We start from the raw sequence: 13,798 nt of genomic DNA, 5'->3' as shown, positions 1-13,798 counted from the left end.
GTGTGGCGTCGCACTCGTCTAATTCCGGGTTATCGGTGACGACGCCATCCTTGGTCACGTACGGGCCGGTGTAGCCGCAGTTCGGCCCGCGGTAGCCGCCGGTGAGGCACCAGTGACAAAGCGTCGTAGCCTGCCGGCCGATGGACTCGTTGCCGACGTCGCCCGGACTGGCAAGCTCCCAACTGACGTTTTCCCCGTCCTCGTTCGTCTTCTGGTCGATGTACCAGACCTCGATCGTTTCTTGGGTTGGGTCTGCCGTTGGATTGCCGGCCGGGAAGTTTGCGGCGTCGAGATATGTGCCCAGCGTGTGCCGCATCGTCAGCTTGAACTCGAGCAGATCCTCGAACGCTAGACAGAGCGCGGTGATGCGCCCGTTGACGTTGCCAACCGAAAGCGTGGGCCGAACAGCCGTGCCATCCCCGCTTGCCTCAATGCCTTCGATCTGCATCGGCCAAGCGCTGTACTCGTTGCCCTGCCAGTAGATCGCCTTCGCCGGCAGTTGGTCGGCATTGTCGCCGGCGGCGATCAGCTCGGCCGCCATATGCGGGATCGCGTGCCCGTGGAAGCGCAGAATACCTGATTCACAAGCTGGAGCAGTTGCGCCAGCAGAAGGTGTACGGCGTCAGGCGAGTGAGGACGTGGCGGGAAGCGGCGACTCGCTTCCTGCTGGAAGTGAAGGATCAGGCTTCAATCCACATCTCGGCCACCTATATGGAGCAGCTCGACCCGTTCATTGGCGATATGCCGCTGACCCACATCGACGACGATGCGCTCGCACCATACATCCAGTCGAAGTTGAATCCAGCGGTAGGGAAACCAGTCACGAACCGGACAGTGAATATCGCGCTTCAGCGTGTCATCAGGGTGCTAAACCTCTGCGCGCGAAAGTGGCGTGATGAGGAGCGACGGCCGCTGCTGGACGTGGTGCCGATGATTTCGCTGCTGGACGAGAAAACGAACAGCCGAAAGCCCTACCCGCTTTCATGGGAAGAGCAGTCGATCCTGTTCGCCGAACTCCCGGCGCACCTTCAGACCATGGCCATGTTCAAGGTCAATACAGGTTGCCGGGGGCAGGAAGTTTGCAAGCTTCAGTGGAATTGGGAGATTGCGGTACCGGAGCTGGGAACAAGCGTGTTTCTGATACCTGCGGGATTTGGGGGAAGAAGCGCCAGGTCTGGCGTGAAGAACAGAGACGAACGTCTGGTCGTGATGAATGACGTTGCCAAGTCAGTGATCGAGAAGCAGCGCGGCAAGCATCCGCTCTACGTCTTCCCGTTTGGCAAGCCAGATGGGGATGGGAATGAAACGACGGTTCACCGCATGAATGACTCGGCCTGGAAGAAGGCGCGGATCCGAGCGGCGAAAAAGTGGCAGGAGAAATTCTTGCGGCCGGCACATGACGGCTTTGCCAGAATCCGAATTCACGACTTGAAGCACACCTTTGGGAGAAGGCTGCGTGCGGCTGGCGTGACTGAGGAGGATCGCAAAGCGCTGCTCGGCCACAAGAATGGAAGCATCACCAGCCACTACTCGGCAGCGGAGTTGGATCAGCTCATTGCGGCGGCAAATAAGGTATCAGCAACCGACTCGCGCGCACCAGCGCTGACGATTCTGAAAAGGAGGGAAGCATGATCGAAAATGCCAAGGTCACTCGGAAAGTCACTATGGCAGAAACAACAAAGCCGCTCGAAAGCGGCTAAGTCATTGAATAATATGGTCGGGACGGAGTGATTCGAACACTCGACCCCTAGCACCCCATGCTAGTGCGCTACCGGACTGCGCTACGCCCCGACTGGTTTTGCAATCGTTCCTCTTCTCGAAGAACGCTCAAGAATATATCGCAAGCGTTTGAAAACTGGAAGTATTCAAACGCTGCTTTTTATTTCTTGAGGACCACCAACACGTCTTCCAACTCAGCAATCATCTGCCGAATCATCTGCTTGTATTGGGTGGTGTCGTCTTTGGCTTCATCACCGGACAAACGCAAGCGTGCGCCGCCAATGGTGAATCCCTGATCGTAAAGGAGCGCGCGGATCTGCCGGATCATCAGCACGTCCTGGCGCTGATAATACCGGCGGTTTCCGCGGCGTTTGACGGGGTTGAGTTGAGGAAACTCCTGCTCCCAATAGCGCAGCACGTGTGGCTTTACGGCACACAGCTCGCTGACTTCACCAATGGTGAAGTAGCGTTTGCCCGGGATGACGGGTAGTTCGTCGTTATGACTTGGTTCCAGCATAAGCCTCAACTCGGGCCTTCAACTTCTGCCCTGGACGAAAGGTGACCACACGGCGAGCCGTGATCGGGATTTCTTCCCCCGTTTTCGGGTTGCGGCCAGGCCGCTGGCGTTTGTCCCGAAGGTCGAAATTGCCGAAACCGGACAATTTGACCTGCTCGTTGTCTTCAAGAGCGTGCCTGATTTCCTCGAAAAACAGTTCGACCAATTCCTTGGCTTCCCGCTTGTTCAGGCCCAGCTCTTCATACAGACGTTCCGCCATCTCAGCTTTCGTCAAAGCCCCCATACGTCACTTCCTTAACGTGGCGTTCAACCTTTGTTCGAGCGAGGTGAGGATATTTTGCGTCGTCGAATTCACCTCATCGTCATTAAGAGTGCGCGATGGATGCTGCCAGGTCAAGCCAACTGCAAGGCTTTTTCTATCAGGATCAATGCCTTTACCCTGATACACGTCAAACAGCCTGAGATCTGTGAGCCATTCGCCTGCATTTTCACGGATTACGTCCAGTACGGCCGCGGATGCGACGTCTTTGTGCGCAATCAGTGCAAGGTCACGACGCACTTCAGGAAAGCGCGACAACTCGTGGAATTTCGGCATTTTACCGAGCGCCACTTCAGCCAGAACCAGCTCGAAAACGAAGACCGGACGATCCAGGCCCAAGGCTTTCGACAATTCAGGGTGAATCGCGCCGATGAAGCCCACTTCACGCCCTTCGCGCTCGATACGTGCGGTTTGACCCGGGTGCAGCGCCGGGTGTTTGCCCGGTGCGAACGTGAACGAATCCAGCGCACCGGCAAAGCCCAGCACCGCTTCCACGTCGGCTTTGACGTCGAAGAAATCGACGGTATCGCGGCCTTGCGCCCAGCCTTCCGGCAGACGGCTGCCGCAGACCACACCGGACAGCATTGGCTCTTGCTTCAGGCCTTCCAGTTGACCGACAAAACGCAGACCGCTTTCGAACAGACGTACGCGATCCTGCTGACGGTTCAGGTTGTGCTGCAACGCTTTGACCAGACCCGGCCACAGCGACGAACGCATCGCCGCCATGTCGTTGGAGATCGGATTGGCCAGCAACAGCGGCTCGACGCCCGGATTGAACAGTTCGAACTGTTTCGGATCGATGAAGCTGTATGTGATCGCTTCCTGATAACCACGCGCAACCAGCAGGCGGCGCAGTTCTGGCAGATCGCTACGCGCCTCAGCCTTGGCTTGTGGCGCCAGGCGTGCTTGCGGGTAACGAACCGGCAGACGGTTATAGCCATACAGACGGGCCAGTTCTTCGATCAGATCGACTTCCAGGCTGATATCGAAGCGATGGCTCGGCACTTCTACGCGCCACTGGCCTTCACCATCGGCTGCAATGCCAAGACCCAGGCCGCCGAGCAGACGCTCGACCTGAGCCGAGTCCATCTCCATGCCAAGCATCTGAGTGATGCGCTGGGCACGCAGAGTGATCGGAGCGATTGACGGCAGGTGCTGTTCGCTGACGGTCTCGATGATCGGACCGGCTTCGCCGCCAGTGATCTCCAGCAGCAGGCCGGTAGCGCGCTCCATGGCTTCACGGGCCAGTTGCCAGTCCACGCCACGCTCGTAGCGGTGCGAAGCATCGGTGTGCAGGCCGTAGGAACGGGCCTTGCCTGCCACCGCGATCTGGTCGAAGAACGCTGATTCAAGGAATACGTCGCGAGTGGTCGCGGAGACACCGCTGTGCTCACCGCCCATCACGCCGGCAATCGCCAACGCGCGAGTGTGGTCGGCAATTACCAGCGTATCGCTGCGCAGGCTGACTTCCTGACCGTCGAGCAGCACCAGCTTCTCACCCTCTTCCGCCATGCGCACGCGGATGCCGCCATTGATTTCGGCGAGATCGAAAGCGTGCAGGGGCTGACCCAGCTCCAGCATCACGTAGTTGGTGATGTCGACAGCCGCGTCGATGCTGCGCACGTCAGCGCGGCGCAGGCGTTCAACCATCCACAGCGGCGTCGGCCTGGACAGATCGACGTTACGGATAACGCGCCCCAGGTAACGCGGGCATGCGGCTGGGGCCAGCACTTCTACCGAACGCACTTCATCGTGCACGGCCGCAACGGCGGCCACGACCGGACGGGTAACCGGAGTCGCGTACAGCGCGCCGACTTCACGGGCCAGACCGGCCAGGGACAGGCAGTCGCCACGGTTCGGGGTCAGGTCGACCTCGATGCTGGCATCTTCCAGATCCAGATACACACGGAAGTCTTCGCCCACCGGTGCATCGGCCGGCAGCTCCATCAGACCGTCGTTGCCTTCACCGACTTGCAGCTCGGCTTGCGAGCAGAGCATGCCGTTGGACTCAACGCCGCGCAGCTTGGCTTTCTTGATCTTGAAGTCGCCCGGCAGCTCGGCGCCGATCATGGCAAACGGAATCTTCAGGCCCGGGCGCACGTTTGGCGCTCCGCACACGACCTGGAAGGTTTCCGTGCCATTGCTGACCTGGCACACCCGCAACTTGTCGGCATCAGGGTGCTGCTCGGTGCTCAGCACCTCGCCCACTACCACGCCGCTGAATACACCGGCGGCCGGCGTCACGCTATCGACCTCAAGGCCGGCCATCGACAGACGGGCAACCAGCTCGTCGCGATTTACCTGCGGGCTAACCCAGCCACGCAGCCATTGTTCACTGAATTTCATCCTGCTCTCCTAAGAATTCGTTACGACTAGCGAAATTGCGCGAGGAACCGCAAGTCGTTGTCGAAGAACAGACGCAAGTCGTTCACGCCGTAACGGAGCATGGCCAGACGCTCGACGCCCATGCCAAAGGCAAAGCCGGAGAACTCTTCCGGGTCGATGCCGGACATACGCAACACGTTCGGGTGAACCATGCCGCAACCCATCACTTCCAGCCAGCCGGTCTGCTTGCAGACGCGGCAGCCTTTGCCGCTGCACATCACGCATTCCATATCGACTTCAGCGGATGGTTCGGTGAACGGGAAGTACGAAGGACGGAAACGTACGGCCAGTTCTTTCTCGAAGAACACCCGCAGGAATTCTTCGATGGTGCCTTTGAGATCGGCAAAATTGATGTCGCGATCAACCAGCAGGCCTTCGACCTGGTGGAACATCGGCGAGTGGGTGATATCGGAGTCGCTGCGGTACACACGGCCCGGGCAGACGATGCGGATCGGCGGTTGCTTGGACTCCATGGTGCGGACCTGTACCGGCGAGGTATGGGTGCGCAGCAACATGTTTGCATTGAAATAGAAGGTGTCATGCATCGACCGGGCCGGGTGATGGCCTGGGATGTTGAGCGCTTCGAAGTTGTGGTAGTCGTCTTCGACCTCAGGGCCTTCGGCAATGCCGTAGCCGATGCGGGTGAAGAACTGTTCGACACGCTCCAGAGTCCGGGTCACCGGATGCAGGCCACCGGAGGTCTGGCCACGGCCCGGCAACGTCACGTCAATGGATTCGGCAGACAGTTTGGCAGCCAGTTCGGCTTCCTCAAACAGAGCCATGCGCGCATTGAGAACGCCTGTGACACGTTCCTTGGCAACGTTGATCAGCGCGCCGACTTGCGGACGCTCTTCTGCCGGCAAATTCCCCAGGGTCTTCATCACCTGAGTCAATTCGCCTTTTTTGCCAAGGTATTGAACCCGGATTTGCTCCAGGGCATTGATATCTTCAGCGCTTTGCACAGCCTCTAGTGCTTGAGAGACCAGCGCATCCAGGTTTTCCATGTACAGACTCCAGATACAAAATAGGGGAAGAGCTTGAAGGCTCTTCCCCTATTTATGACGTTTAACACCTGGCCTCACAGAGATGAGGCCGGGTGACTGTCGGGGGTACTTAAGCCAAGGTGGCTTTAGCTTTCTCGACAATCGCAGCAAACGCCGCTTTTTCGTTCACTGCCAGATCAGCCAGAACCTTACGGTCGATCTCGATGGACGCTTTTTTCAGGCCAGCGATGAAACGGCTGTAGGACAGACCGTTAACACGAGCACCAGCGTTGATACGAGCGATCCACAGAGCGCGGAACTGACGTTTTTTCTGACGACGGTCACGGTAGGCGTATTGGCCTGCCTTGATTACCGCTTGCTTGGCAACACGGAATACGCGGGAGCGTGCGCCGTAGTAGCCTTTAGCAAGTTTCAGAATTTTTTTGTGACGTTTACGGGCAATGACGCCACGCTTTACACGAGCCATGAGTTACTTCCTCTATTCTTGACTAAAATTAACGAAGGCGCAGCATGCGCTCGACTTTTGCCACGTCAGACGGATGCAGCAAGCTGCTACCGCGCAGTTGACGCTTACGCTTGGTCGACATTTTAGTCAGGATGTGGCTCTTGAAAGCGTGCTTGTGCTTGATACCGTTAGCAGTTTTCAGAAACCGCTTAGCAGCACCACTTTTGGTTTTCATTTTTGGCATGTTCGGATACTCCGCATTCAGTTGATAAACATAATCAGAAGGCCTGCCGTGCCCTGTTGATTACTTCTTCTTTTTCGGGGCGATGACCATGATCAGCTGGCGTCCTTCCATCTTAGGATGCTGTTCGACCGAACCGTACTCGAGCAGGTCAGCTTCAACCCGCTTGAGGAGTTCCATCCCCAGCTCCTGGTGGGCCATCTCACGGCCGCGGAATCGCAAGGATACCTTGGCCCTGTCCCCATCACTCAGGAAACGTACCAGGTTGCGCAGTTTTACCTGGTAATCCCCTTCCTCCGTCCCTGGACGAAACTTGATTTCTTTTACCTGAATCTGCTTCTGGTTCTTCTTCGCCGCTGCAATCTGCTTCTTCTTTTCGAAGATCGACTTGCCGTAGTCCATCACCCGGCAAACCGGTGGGACTGCGTCTGCGGAGATTTCTACCAGATCAAGCTTTGCTTCTTCAGCAATACGAAGCGCTTCATCAATAGAGACGATGCCAACCTGCTCGCCGTCAGCGCCAATTAACCGAACCTCGCGTGCCGAGATATTCTCATTGATCGGCGCTTTCGGTGCAGCTCGTTTATCTTGTCTCGGTTCACGCTTAATAATAATTACTCCGAATCTGGGCGACCACGCCGGGAAACCGCTTGCGCGAGAAACTCAGCGAACTGGGCGACGGGCATCGAGCCCAGGTCAGCACCTTCACGAGTACGCACAGCGACAGTCTGCATCTCGACTTCCTTATCTCCGATAACCAAAAGATAGGGAACCTTGAGCAAAGTATGCTCGCGGATTTTAAAGCCGATCTTTTCATTTCTCAAGTCGGACTTGGCACGAAATCCGCTTTCGTTGAGAGTTTTTTCGACTTCAGCGACAAAATCTGCCTGTTTATCAGTGATATTCATGATCACTGCCTGGGTTGGCGCCAGCCACGCAGGGAATGCACCTTCGTAATGCTCGATCAGAATCCCGACGAAACGCTCGAAGGATCCGAGGATCGCACGGTGCAACATGACCGGGTGCTTGCGGCTGTTGTCTTCGGAGACGTATTCGGCACCGAGACGGACAGGCAGGTTGAAATCGAGCTGCAAGGTACCACACTGCCACACGCGACCGAGGCAATCTTTCAGCGAGAACTCGATCTTCGGACCGTAGAACGCACCTTCACCCGGCTGCAGATCGTACGGCAGGCCAGCGGAATCAAGGGCTGCGGCCAGTGCGGCTTCGGCGCGATCCCACAGTTCGTCGGAACCTACACGTTTTTCCGGACGAGTGGACAGCTTCATCTCGACGTCGGTAAAGCCGAAGTCGCGATAAACATCCATGGTCAGCTTGATGAAGGCAGCGGATTCGGCCTGCATCTGCTCTTCGGTGCAGAAAATGTGGGCGTCGTCCTGAGTGAACGCACGCACGCGCATGATGCCGTGCAGCGCGCCCGACGGCTCGTTGCGGTGGCAGGCACCGAATTCGGCCAGGCGCATCGGCAGCTCACGGTAGCTCTTAAGGCCCTGATTGAACACCTGCACGTGGCAAGGGCAGTTCATCGGCTTGATGGCGTAGTCGCGGCTCTCCGACTCGGTGGTGAACATGTTGTCGGCGTAGTTGGCCCAGTGCCCGGATTTCTCCCACAGGCTGCGATCGACCACTTGCGGGGTCTTGATCTCGAGGTAGCCGTTGTCACGCTGCACCTTGCGCATGTATTGCTCGAGCACCTGGTACAAGGTCCAGCCATTCGGGTGCCAGAACACCATGCCCGGCGCTTCTTCCTGGGTGTGGAACAGGCCCAGGCGCTTGCCGATCTTGCGGTGATCGCGCTTTTCCGCTTCTTCGATGCGCTGGATGTATGCCGCCAGCTGCTTCTTGTCAGCCCAAGCGGTACCGTAAACGCGCTGCAGCTGCTCGTTTTTGGCATCACCGCGCCAGTAGGCACCGGACAACTTGGTCAGCTTGAAGGATTTCAGGAAGCGGGTGTTCGGCACGTGCGGACCGCGGCACATGTCGACGTATTCTTCGTGGTAGTACAGACCCATGGCCTGCTCGTTCGGCATGTCCTCGACCAGGCGCAGCTTGTAGTCTTCGCCGCGGGCCTTGAACACTTCGATCACTTCGGCGCGCGGAGTGACCTTTTTGATGACGTCGTAATCCTTGTCGATCAGCTGATGCATGCGCTGTTCGATGGCGGCCATGTCGTCCGGCGTGAAGGGACGCTCGAAGGCGATGTCGTAATAGAAGCCTTCGTCGATGACCGGACCGATAACCATTTTGGCGGTCGGGTACAGCTGCTTGACCGCATGGCCAACCAGGTGTGCGCAAGAGTGGCGAATGATCTCCAGCCCCTCTTCATCCTTTGGCGTGATGATTTGCAGCGTCGCGTCGCTGTCGATGAGGTCGCAGGCGTCGACCAGCTTGCCGTTGACCTTGCCGGCCACGGTGGCCTTGGCCAGGCCTGCACCAATGGATGCAGCGACCTCGGCTACGGAAACCGGGTGATCGAATGAACGTTGACTGCCGTCGGGAAGAGTAATAGTTGGCATGGCGCCTCCTCTCCTAGTGGTGACCCCTACCAAAGGTCACGTGGGTTGGGATGAGCCAGTACAAGATCCGATCCAGGCCATTCAATGACGAACGCCTGCCTTACAGCGGCAGGAGCCTTGCGGCCAACCGGAAAACCGAACCAGAGTGACTGGGATTCAAATCAGAATGTTCGCACGCTGACCGCTGCCGGGGCTGAAGGCCGTCCGGAGCCTGAGAACGCTTGAGCCCGGCATGCTAGCACAGATGAACGGTCATCGACTCGAACGATTTGCAACGCTGAAGATTTGCGCATTTTTGCGGAGCGAAGTGAACTTGGGATATACGCTTTGCCTCAAATAGGCTGAGAATCGTCGCCGATATCAAACCAGGAGTTTCAGACATGCGCCTTATCCGACTTTTTGCTTTCGCGGCCCCGCTGGCCCTGCTGCTGCCGCTGAGCGCCAACGCCGCGTGGCCTGCCGGCGTAAAGAAGCAATACATGGATGATTGCACCAAAGCCGCAGCCCAAAGCGTCAATCCAACCGTAGCCAAACAGCACTGCACTTGCGGTGCGGATGTTCTGGAGAAGAAATTCACCACGCAAGAGATCGCACAACTGATGGACAAGAACACCCCGCCGAGCGGTGAACTGGGTCAGCGCGCATTGAAAGAAATCTCGGTTTGCCGAGTGCAGAAATAAGCGCTGACGATTGCTTTTTCGGGTCTGCGACAGCCTTAAAACCGTCAAAAAGGCCCTGATTTCGATAATTTACGCAGGTTTTATAGCTTTTTTTACGCCCTGTTTTTTCGGCCAAAAGCCTCTGAAACCGGGGCCTGCAGACATTTCAGAGGTTGAAATGAATGCAATATGAAAGCAAACAGCACGTCCGGGGGGCTACCAAAGCGAACATTTCGACTATGATACTCCGGTGTGCCCAGTTGGCCTGAGCAGCACAGTACTACTGAAAATATATGTTTCTTGGAGATACACCATGTCTAATCGCCAAACCGGCACCGTTAAATGGTTCAACGATGAAAAAGGCTTCGGCTTCATCACTCCTCAAGGTGGCGGTGACGACCTGTTCGTACACTTCAAAGCTATCGAATCCGACGGTTTCAAAAGCCTGAAAGAAGGCCAGACCGTCTCTTTCGTGGCTGAGAAAGGCCAAAAGGGTATGCAAGCTGCACAAGTTCGCCCAGAGTAATTTCCCGGCGCACTAAAAAAACCCCGTCCATGTGACGGGGTTTTTTATGCCTGCAACAAAAGTCGTCAGCGATCAGCCGCAGTTGACGCGGGTGACGACCAGATTGGCGTCGGTGTTCAGGTTCAGGCGATCGGAGCGGTACTCCAGAGTGATCATGTCGGTTGGTTTGAGGAAGCGGGCATTTTGCGCGCCGGCCTTGGCGCGAGCCTGATCCAGCAGCGCTGGCGACGCTTTCTTGCCAATGGCGAACTCCGCTGCCGTTGCTTCACAGCGACTATGACCGGACTCGGTGGCCACTGGATCCTTTGCCGACTCGCTGGAACTCGTACTGCAACCGGCCAACAGGGCGGTAGCCATCAGTGCACCCAGTGTCGCGAACTTCAAAGGCATGAAGCCTCCTTGTTTTCAAAAAGTTGAGCTGAGATCGTGCGACCGCCATTACGGCGTTTGGTTTCACCACAGTGAGCATCACCGCCCCACGACCGGAAAAACGCCGAGTGTGCCTGAGCCTCGCCCCGCTCCTCATCAATCAATCGTGACTGAATATTAACGACGCTCAATACACGTCAATGTAGTCGTACGGTGGATTCGGCCAGTTGTCCTTCAACGCGTTGAAAATCTGCATCACCCACACCTCGTCGCTGGCGGCGACATTTCCGACGTAGCCTGAGCCCTTGGCCCAGGTTTCCAGGCGAAACAGCAAGCCGTCGATATCCTGGCCGCCGGTCACGCCCGAAGAAATGTAGGCGATACCGCCCTTGGTCACACGCAGTTGAGTGTGTTCGTCATCACTGGCCGAGGCGAGCAACTGGCGCACAGCCTCCAGCGTGAGGCCGTCGGGGGAATTCAAATCGATCTGCACAGCGCGATCCTTGGAAAGCCTTAAAAGACCAAGTGTCGCATAGCGCCCCGGTCATGCCTAAGTCGCAGTGTCAAACGCCCGACAAAATGGTTAACTCGACACATCGTTCTCCCGACTTCCCGAGCCTTATCATGACGACCGTAAGCATCGACGCCGACATCAAAGCCAAATGGGCCGACGGGCACAGCTCCTATAGCCCCGACACCACAGAAGAGCTGGCATTGATAGGAATCGATCTATTGGTCAAGGAGCTTGGAATCGAGGCAGCCCAGCAATTCATCAAGCAGATTTTCGAGCGCTATCCGACCGAACAGATCGAGCATGAGCACGCAGAGAGGAAGTAGCACCCGCAGGCTGGCACCTGCGGGTCGGATTTTTTACTTCAGGCGCTTGAGCCGCTCGGTGAGCAGATCGAAGAAACCCTGGGCATCGCCATTTTCGACCCAGAAGGCATTTTTCGGCGCCTTGAGTCCGTCATACCAATCGACAATGGTCTGACCGAATGTCGGCCCCTCACGGCTATCGACCACCACATTCACTGAACGACCGGTAAACAGTTCCGGCTTGAGCAAGTAAGCCACGACGGTGGCGTCATGCACCGGCCCACCCGGAATACCGTAGTGCTCCATGTCCCCTTTGATGTACTCGTTGAGGATGTCGCCAACGATTTTGCTCGCATTGTTGTTCAGCGCCGCAATCTGCTTCAGGCGGGCGTCGCTGGTGAGGATCTTGTGGGTCACGTCCAGCGGCAGGTAGGTCAGCTTGACGCCGCTTTTGAGCACCACTTCAGCCGCTTGCGGGTCGGCAAACAGGTTGAATTCGGCCACCGGGGTGATGTTGCCGCCGTTGAAGTGTGCCCCACCCATGATCACCACTTCCTTGATGCCCTGAACGATCTCGGGCTCCTGGATCAGCGCCAGCGCCAGGTTGGTCTGCGGACCGAGCATGGCAATCGTGATGCTGTGCGGCTTGGCCTTTTTCAAGGTGTCGATCAGATAATTGACCGCATTGCCTTCTGCCAGGCCTTTTTTCGGTTCGTGCACGGTGACACCCGACAGGCCTTCCTTGCCGTGAATGTTTTCGGCGTAGATCGGCGTACGCATCAGCGGTTTCGGTGCACCGGCATAAACCGGAACATCCTCGCGCCCCGCCCACTCGCGAGCCAGACGCGCGTTGCGCGAGGTCTTGTCGAGGCGGACATTGCCGGCCACGGTGGTCAACGCGCGAATGTTCAGCTCGTCCGGCGAGGCCAGTGCGAACAGCAAGGCGACCACGTCGTCAGCGCCCGGATCAGTATCAATGATCAGGTCGATTTTTTCCGCCGCCTGGGCGCCGGTCGCAGTAATGACGGACAAAAGCAGCAGACTCCGAAGCAATTGATGCAGTGTGTGAGCATAGCGTTGCATGGCGCATTCCTTGTGCATTTGAAATTGAAAGTTAGAACGTAACACCGGCCACCAGCACGATGTTGCAGTACGGCTGACATTCGCCTGTACGAACAATCGCCCGAGCCTGTCGGCTAAGAACCTTGAATTGTTCGTGACTGAGCAGATCGCGACGACCCAGCGCCCCCTCTTCATTCAACACATCCAGCGTTGTCAGCGCTGTCGGCTGCTTGTCGAAGATTTCTTTGGCCAGCACATGGCTTTCCACCTGCATCTCGCTGAGCACGATTTTCAGGGTGCTGACGAAATCCGGAACGCCGTGGGTCAGCGCCAGGTCAATCAGCTCGACGCCCGGCGGCACCGGCAATCCGGCGTCACCGATCACGACCATGTCGCCATGACCCAAAGAGGCAATCAGTCGCGATAACGCGACGTTAAGCAAAGGAGTCTTTTTCATGCGGGTTTGAATGCCTGTACGTCGGACATGCTGGGAATGGAGGGTTGTGCGCCGGCGCGGGTGACCGACAGGGCAGCGGCGATCTGACCGTAACGGATCGCCTCGGCTTCGGACTTGCCGTCGGCCAGGGCAGCGGCAAAACCACCGACAAAGGTGTCGCCTGCCGCTGTGGTATCGACGGCTTTCACCTTCGGTGCCCGGAAGTGTTCGAACCCCTTGCCGTTGGCAAACAGCGAACCTTCGGCGCCGAGGGTAATGATGACTTTACCCGCCCCCATCGCGATCAGGCGGCTGGCAGCCTTTTCTGCCGACTCCCGCGACTCGACCGGCAGACCGCTCAGGGCCGCGGCTTCGCTCTCGTTGGGTATCAGGTAGTCGATGGCCGCGAACCAGTCGGCAGGCAAAGGACGACTGGCCGGCGCAGGATTGAGGATCACGGTCTTGCCCAGCGTGCGGGCGCGCTTGAGCGCATACCCCACGGTGGCATCCGGGATCTCGAGCTGACAGATAATCACGTCAGCATTCTGCAGAACGGCATCGAAACGATCGATCACCGCAGGCGTCATGGCGCCATTGGCGCCGGCGACGATGACAATCGCGTTCTGACTGTGGTCATCGACCACAATCAATGCCACGCCACTGGAGCCCTCGACCACGCTCACTGCCTGACAATCAATCTGCTCGGCCAGCAAGGCGTCACGCAATTGCACGCCATAGTCGTCATTGCCCACACAGCCGATCA

General features: G+C 57.5%; 16 protein-coding genes, 1 tRNA gene and 2 pseudogenes. 4 read left to right on the top strand and 15 right to left on the bottom strand.

What is annotated here, in order from left to right:
• Positions 1–574 (bottom strand): annotated as a pseudogene (locus DBR24_RS04520) (phage minor tail protein L); the annotation flags it as partial.
• On the opposite strand from DBR24_RS04520, the pseudogene DBR24_RS04515 reads away from it, so the two are divergent.
• Positions 547–1,632, top strand: a pseudogene (locus DBR24_RS04515) (tyrosine-type recombinase/integrase); the annotation flags it as partial. The pseudogenes DBR24_RS04520 and DBR24_RS04515 overlap by 28 nt on opposite strands.
• A gap of 82 nt (positions 1,633–1,714) precedes the next feature.
• On the opposite strand, the gene DBR24_RS04510 reads toward DBR24_RS04515, so the two are convergent.
• The 9 genes from DBR24_RS04510 to thrS all read right to left on the bottom strand — a co-directional run bounded on the left by DBR24_RS04510 (position 1,715) and on the right by thrS (position 9,167).
• Positions 1,715–1,791: transfer RNA gene (locus tag DBR24_RS04510), tRNA-Pro, on the bottom strand.
• Positions 1,792–1,879: 88 nt separating this feature from the next.
• Positions 1,880–2,236 carry a MerR family transcriptional regulator gene (locus tag DBR24_RS04505; protein WP_003179985.1) on the bottom strand — a complete coding sequence of 119 codons (357 nt, stop codon included), beginning with the start codon at positions 2,234–2,236 and terminating at the stop codon, positions 1,880–1,882.
• Positions 2,217–2,519 (bottom strand): integration host factor subunit alpha, encoded by a 303-nt coding sequence (gene ihfA, locus DBR24_RS04500; protein ID WP_002553164.1) that lies wholly within the window; start codon positions 2,517–2,519, stop codon positions 2,217–2,219. The genes DBR24_RS04505 and ihfA overlap by 20 nt, the downstream gene beginning before the upstream one ends.
• A gap of 3 nt (positions 2,520–2,522) precedes the next feature.
• On the bottom strand, positions 2,523–4,901 hold the full coding sequence (pheT, locus tag DBR24_RS04495; protein ID WP_128614035.1) for a phenylalanine--tRNA ligase subunit beta: 2,379 nt from the start codon (positions 4,899–4,901) through the stop codon (positions 2,523–2,525).
• Between the two features lie 26 nt (positions 4,902–4,927).
• Entirely contained in the window at positions 4,928–5,944 is a 1,017-nt protein-coding gene (pheS, locus tag DBR24_RS04490; RefSeq protein ID WP_003226365.1) for a phenylalanine--tRNA ligase subunit alpha, read from the bottom strand.
• 109 nt (positions 5,945–6,053) lie between these two features.
• Positions 6,054–6,410: a 50S ribosomal protein L20 gene (rplT, locus tag DBR24_RS04485; RefSeq protein ID WP_002553161.1), complete on the bottom strand. Its 357-nt coding sequence runs from the start codon at positions 6,408–6,410 to the stop codon at positions 6,054–6,056.
• 28 nt (positions 6,411–6,438) lie between these two features.
• The gene (gene rpmI / locus DBR24_RS04480) at positions 6,439–6,633 is read right to left on the bottom strand and encodes a 50S ribosomal protein L35 (RefSeq protein ID WP_002553160.1); all 195 of its coding nucleotides are present in this window, start codon (positions 6,631–6,633) and stop codon (positions 6,439–6,441) included.
• A 60-nt stretch (positions 6,634–6,693) separates the two neighbouring features.
• A complete protein-coding gene (gene infC / locus DBR24_RS04475) occupies positions 6,694–7,245 on the bottom strand; it encodes a translation initiation factor IF-3 (RefSeq protein WP_123463346.1) in 552 nt (183 codons plus the stop codon).
• Positions 7,245–9,167 carry a threonine--tRNA ligase gene (gene thrS / locus DBR24_RS04470; protein ID WP_128614034.1) on the bottom strand — a complete coding sequence of 641 codons (1,923 nt, stop codon included), beginning with the start codon at positions 9,165–9,167 and terminating at the stop codon, positions 7,245–7,247. Before thrS ends, infC begins: the two co-directional genes overlap by 1 nt.
• A gap of 380 nt (positions 9,168–9,547) precedes the next feature.
• Here thrS and DBR24_RS04465 point away from each other — a divergent pair, with 380 nt between their 5' ends.
• Complete coding sequence (locus tag DBR24_RS04465) at positions 9,548–9,847, top strand: hypothetical protein (protein WP_128614033.1); 300 nt, start codon at positions 9,548–9,550, stop codon at positions 9,845–9,847.
• A gap of 292 nt (positions 9,848–10,139) precedes the next feature.
• The gene (locus DBR24_RS04460; protein WP_003179963.1) at positions 10,140–10,352 is read left to right on the top strand and encodes a cold-shock protein; all 213 of its coding nucleotides are present in this window, start codon (positions 10,140–10,142) and stop codon (positions 10,350–10,352) included.
• 72 nt (positions 10,353–10,424) lie between these two features.
• Here DBR24_RS04460 and DBR24_RS04455 read toward each other — a convergent pair whose 3' ends face one another.
• Complete coding sequence (locus tag DBR24_RS04455) at positions 10,425–10,742, bottom strand: I78 family peptidase inhibitor (protein WP_123463352.1); 318 nt, start codon at positions 10,740–10,742, stop codon at positions 10,425–10,427.
• A 166-nt stretch (positions 10,743–10,908) separates the two neighbouring features.
• The gene (locus tag DBR24_RS04450; protein WP_128614032.1) at positions 10,909–11,214 is read right to left on the bottom strand and encodes a hypothetical protein; all 306 of its coding nucleotides are present in this window, start codon (positions 11,212–11,214) and stop codon (positions 10,909–10,911) included.
• Between the two features lie 131 nt (positions 11,215–11,345).
• Between DBR24_RS04450 and DBR24_RS04445 the strand changes: the two genes are divergently transcribed.
• Positions 11,346–11,558, top strand: coding sequence for a hypothetical protein (locus DBR24_RS04445; RefSeq protein WP_128614031.1), 213 nt, complete (start codon positions 11,346–11,348; stop codon positions 11,556–11,558).
• A gap of 33 nt (positions 11,559–11,591) precedes the next feature.
• Here the strand turns inward: DBR24_RS04445 and DBR24_RS04440 are convergent, their stop codons facing one another.
• The 3 genes from DBR24_RS04440 to DBR24_RS04430 form a co-directional block, all read right to left on the bottom strand.
• Entirely contained in the window at positions 11,592–12,620 is a 1,029-nt protein-coding gene (locus DBR24_RS04440; protein ID WP_123463358.1) for a nucleoside hydrolase, read from the bottom strand.
• Between the two features lie 31 nt (positions 12,621–12,651).
• Positions 12,652–13,056, bottom strand: coding sequence for a D-ribose pyranase (gene rbsD / locus DBR24_RS04435; protein ID WP_123463360.1), 405 nt, complete (start codon positions 13,054–13,056; stop codon positions 12,652–12,654).
• Positions 13,053–13,798, bottom strand: a 746-nt coding sequence (locus tag DBR24_RS04430; protein ID WP_256591272.1) for a PfkB family carbohydrate kinase, incomplete at its 5' end; no start/stop codon positions are given. The genes DBR24_RS04430 and rbsD, both read right to left, overlap by 4 nt.

It is taken from the genome of Pseudomonas sp. HMWF006 (genome assembly GCF_003061205.1).
Lineage (GTDB): Bacteria > Pseudomonadota > Gammaproteobacteria > Pseudomonadales > Pseudomonadaceae > Aquipseudomonas > Aquipseudomonas monsensis.
Note: the sequence above shows the minus strand (reverse complement) of the source record. Positions and strands in the feature narration are given on the sequence as shown.

Bases quoted from the DNA above. Each gene is read 5' to 3' on its own strand.
- DBR24_RS04505 (WP_003179985.1), bottom strand. From the start codon at position 2,236: ATGCTGGAACCAAGTCATAACGACGAACTACCCGTCATCCCGGGCAAA.
- ihfA (WP_002553164.1), bottom strand. From the start codon at position 2,519: ATGGGGGCTTTGACGAAAGCTGAGATGGCGGAACGTCTGTATGAAGAG.
- pheT (WP_128614035.1), bottom strand. From the start codon at position 4,901: ATGAAATTCAGTGAACAATGGCTGCGTGGCTGGGTTAGCCCGCAGGTA.
- pheS (WP_003226365.1), bottom strand. From the start codon at position 5,944: ATGGAAAACCTGGATGCGCTGGTCTCTCAAGCACTAGAGGCTGTGCAA.
- rplT (WP_002553161.1), bottom strand. From the start codon at position 6,410: ATGGCTCGTGTAAAGCGTGGCGTCATTGCCCGTAAACGTCACAAAAAA.
- rpmI (WP_002553160.1), bottom strand. From the start codon at position 6,633: ATGCCAAAAATGAAAACCAAAAGTGGTGCTGCTAAGCGGTTTCTGAAA.
- thrS (WP_128614034.1), bottom strand. From the start codon at position 9,167: ATGCCAACTATTACTCTTCCCGACGGCAGTCAACGTTCATTCGATCAC.
- DBR24_RS04465 (WP_128614033.1), top strand. From the start codon at position 9,548: ATGCGCCTTATCCGACTTTTTGCTTTCGCGGCCCCGCTGGCCCTGCTG.
- DBR24_RS04460 (WP_003179963.1), top strand. From the start codon at position 10,140: ATGTCTAATCGCCAAACCGGCACCGTTAAATGGTTCAACGATGAAAAA.
- DBR24_RS04455 (WP_123463352.1), bottom strand. From the start codon at position 10,742: ATGCCTTTGAAGTTCGCGACACTGGGTGCACTGATGGCTACCGCCCTG.
- DBR24_RS04445 (WP_128614031.1), top strand. From the start codon at position 11,346: ATGACGACCGTAAGCATCGACGCCGACATCAAAGCCAAATGGGCCGAC.
- DBR24_RS04440 (WP_123463358.1), bottom strand. From the start codon at position 12,620: ATGCAACGCTATGCTCACACACTGCATCAATTGCTTCGGAGTCTGCTG.
- rbsD (WP_123463360.1), bottom strand. From the start codon at position 13,056: ATGAAAAAGACTCCTTTGCTTAACGTCGCGTTATCGCGACTGATTGCC.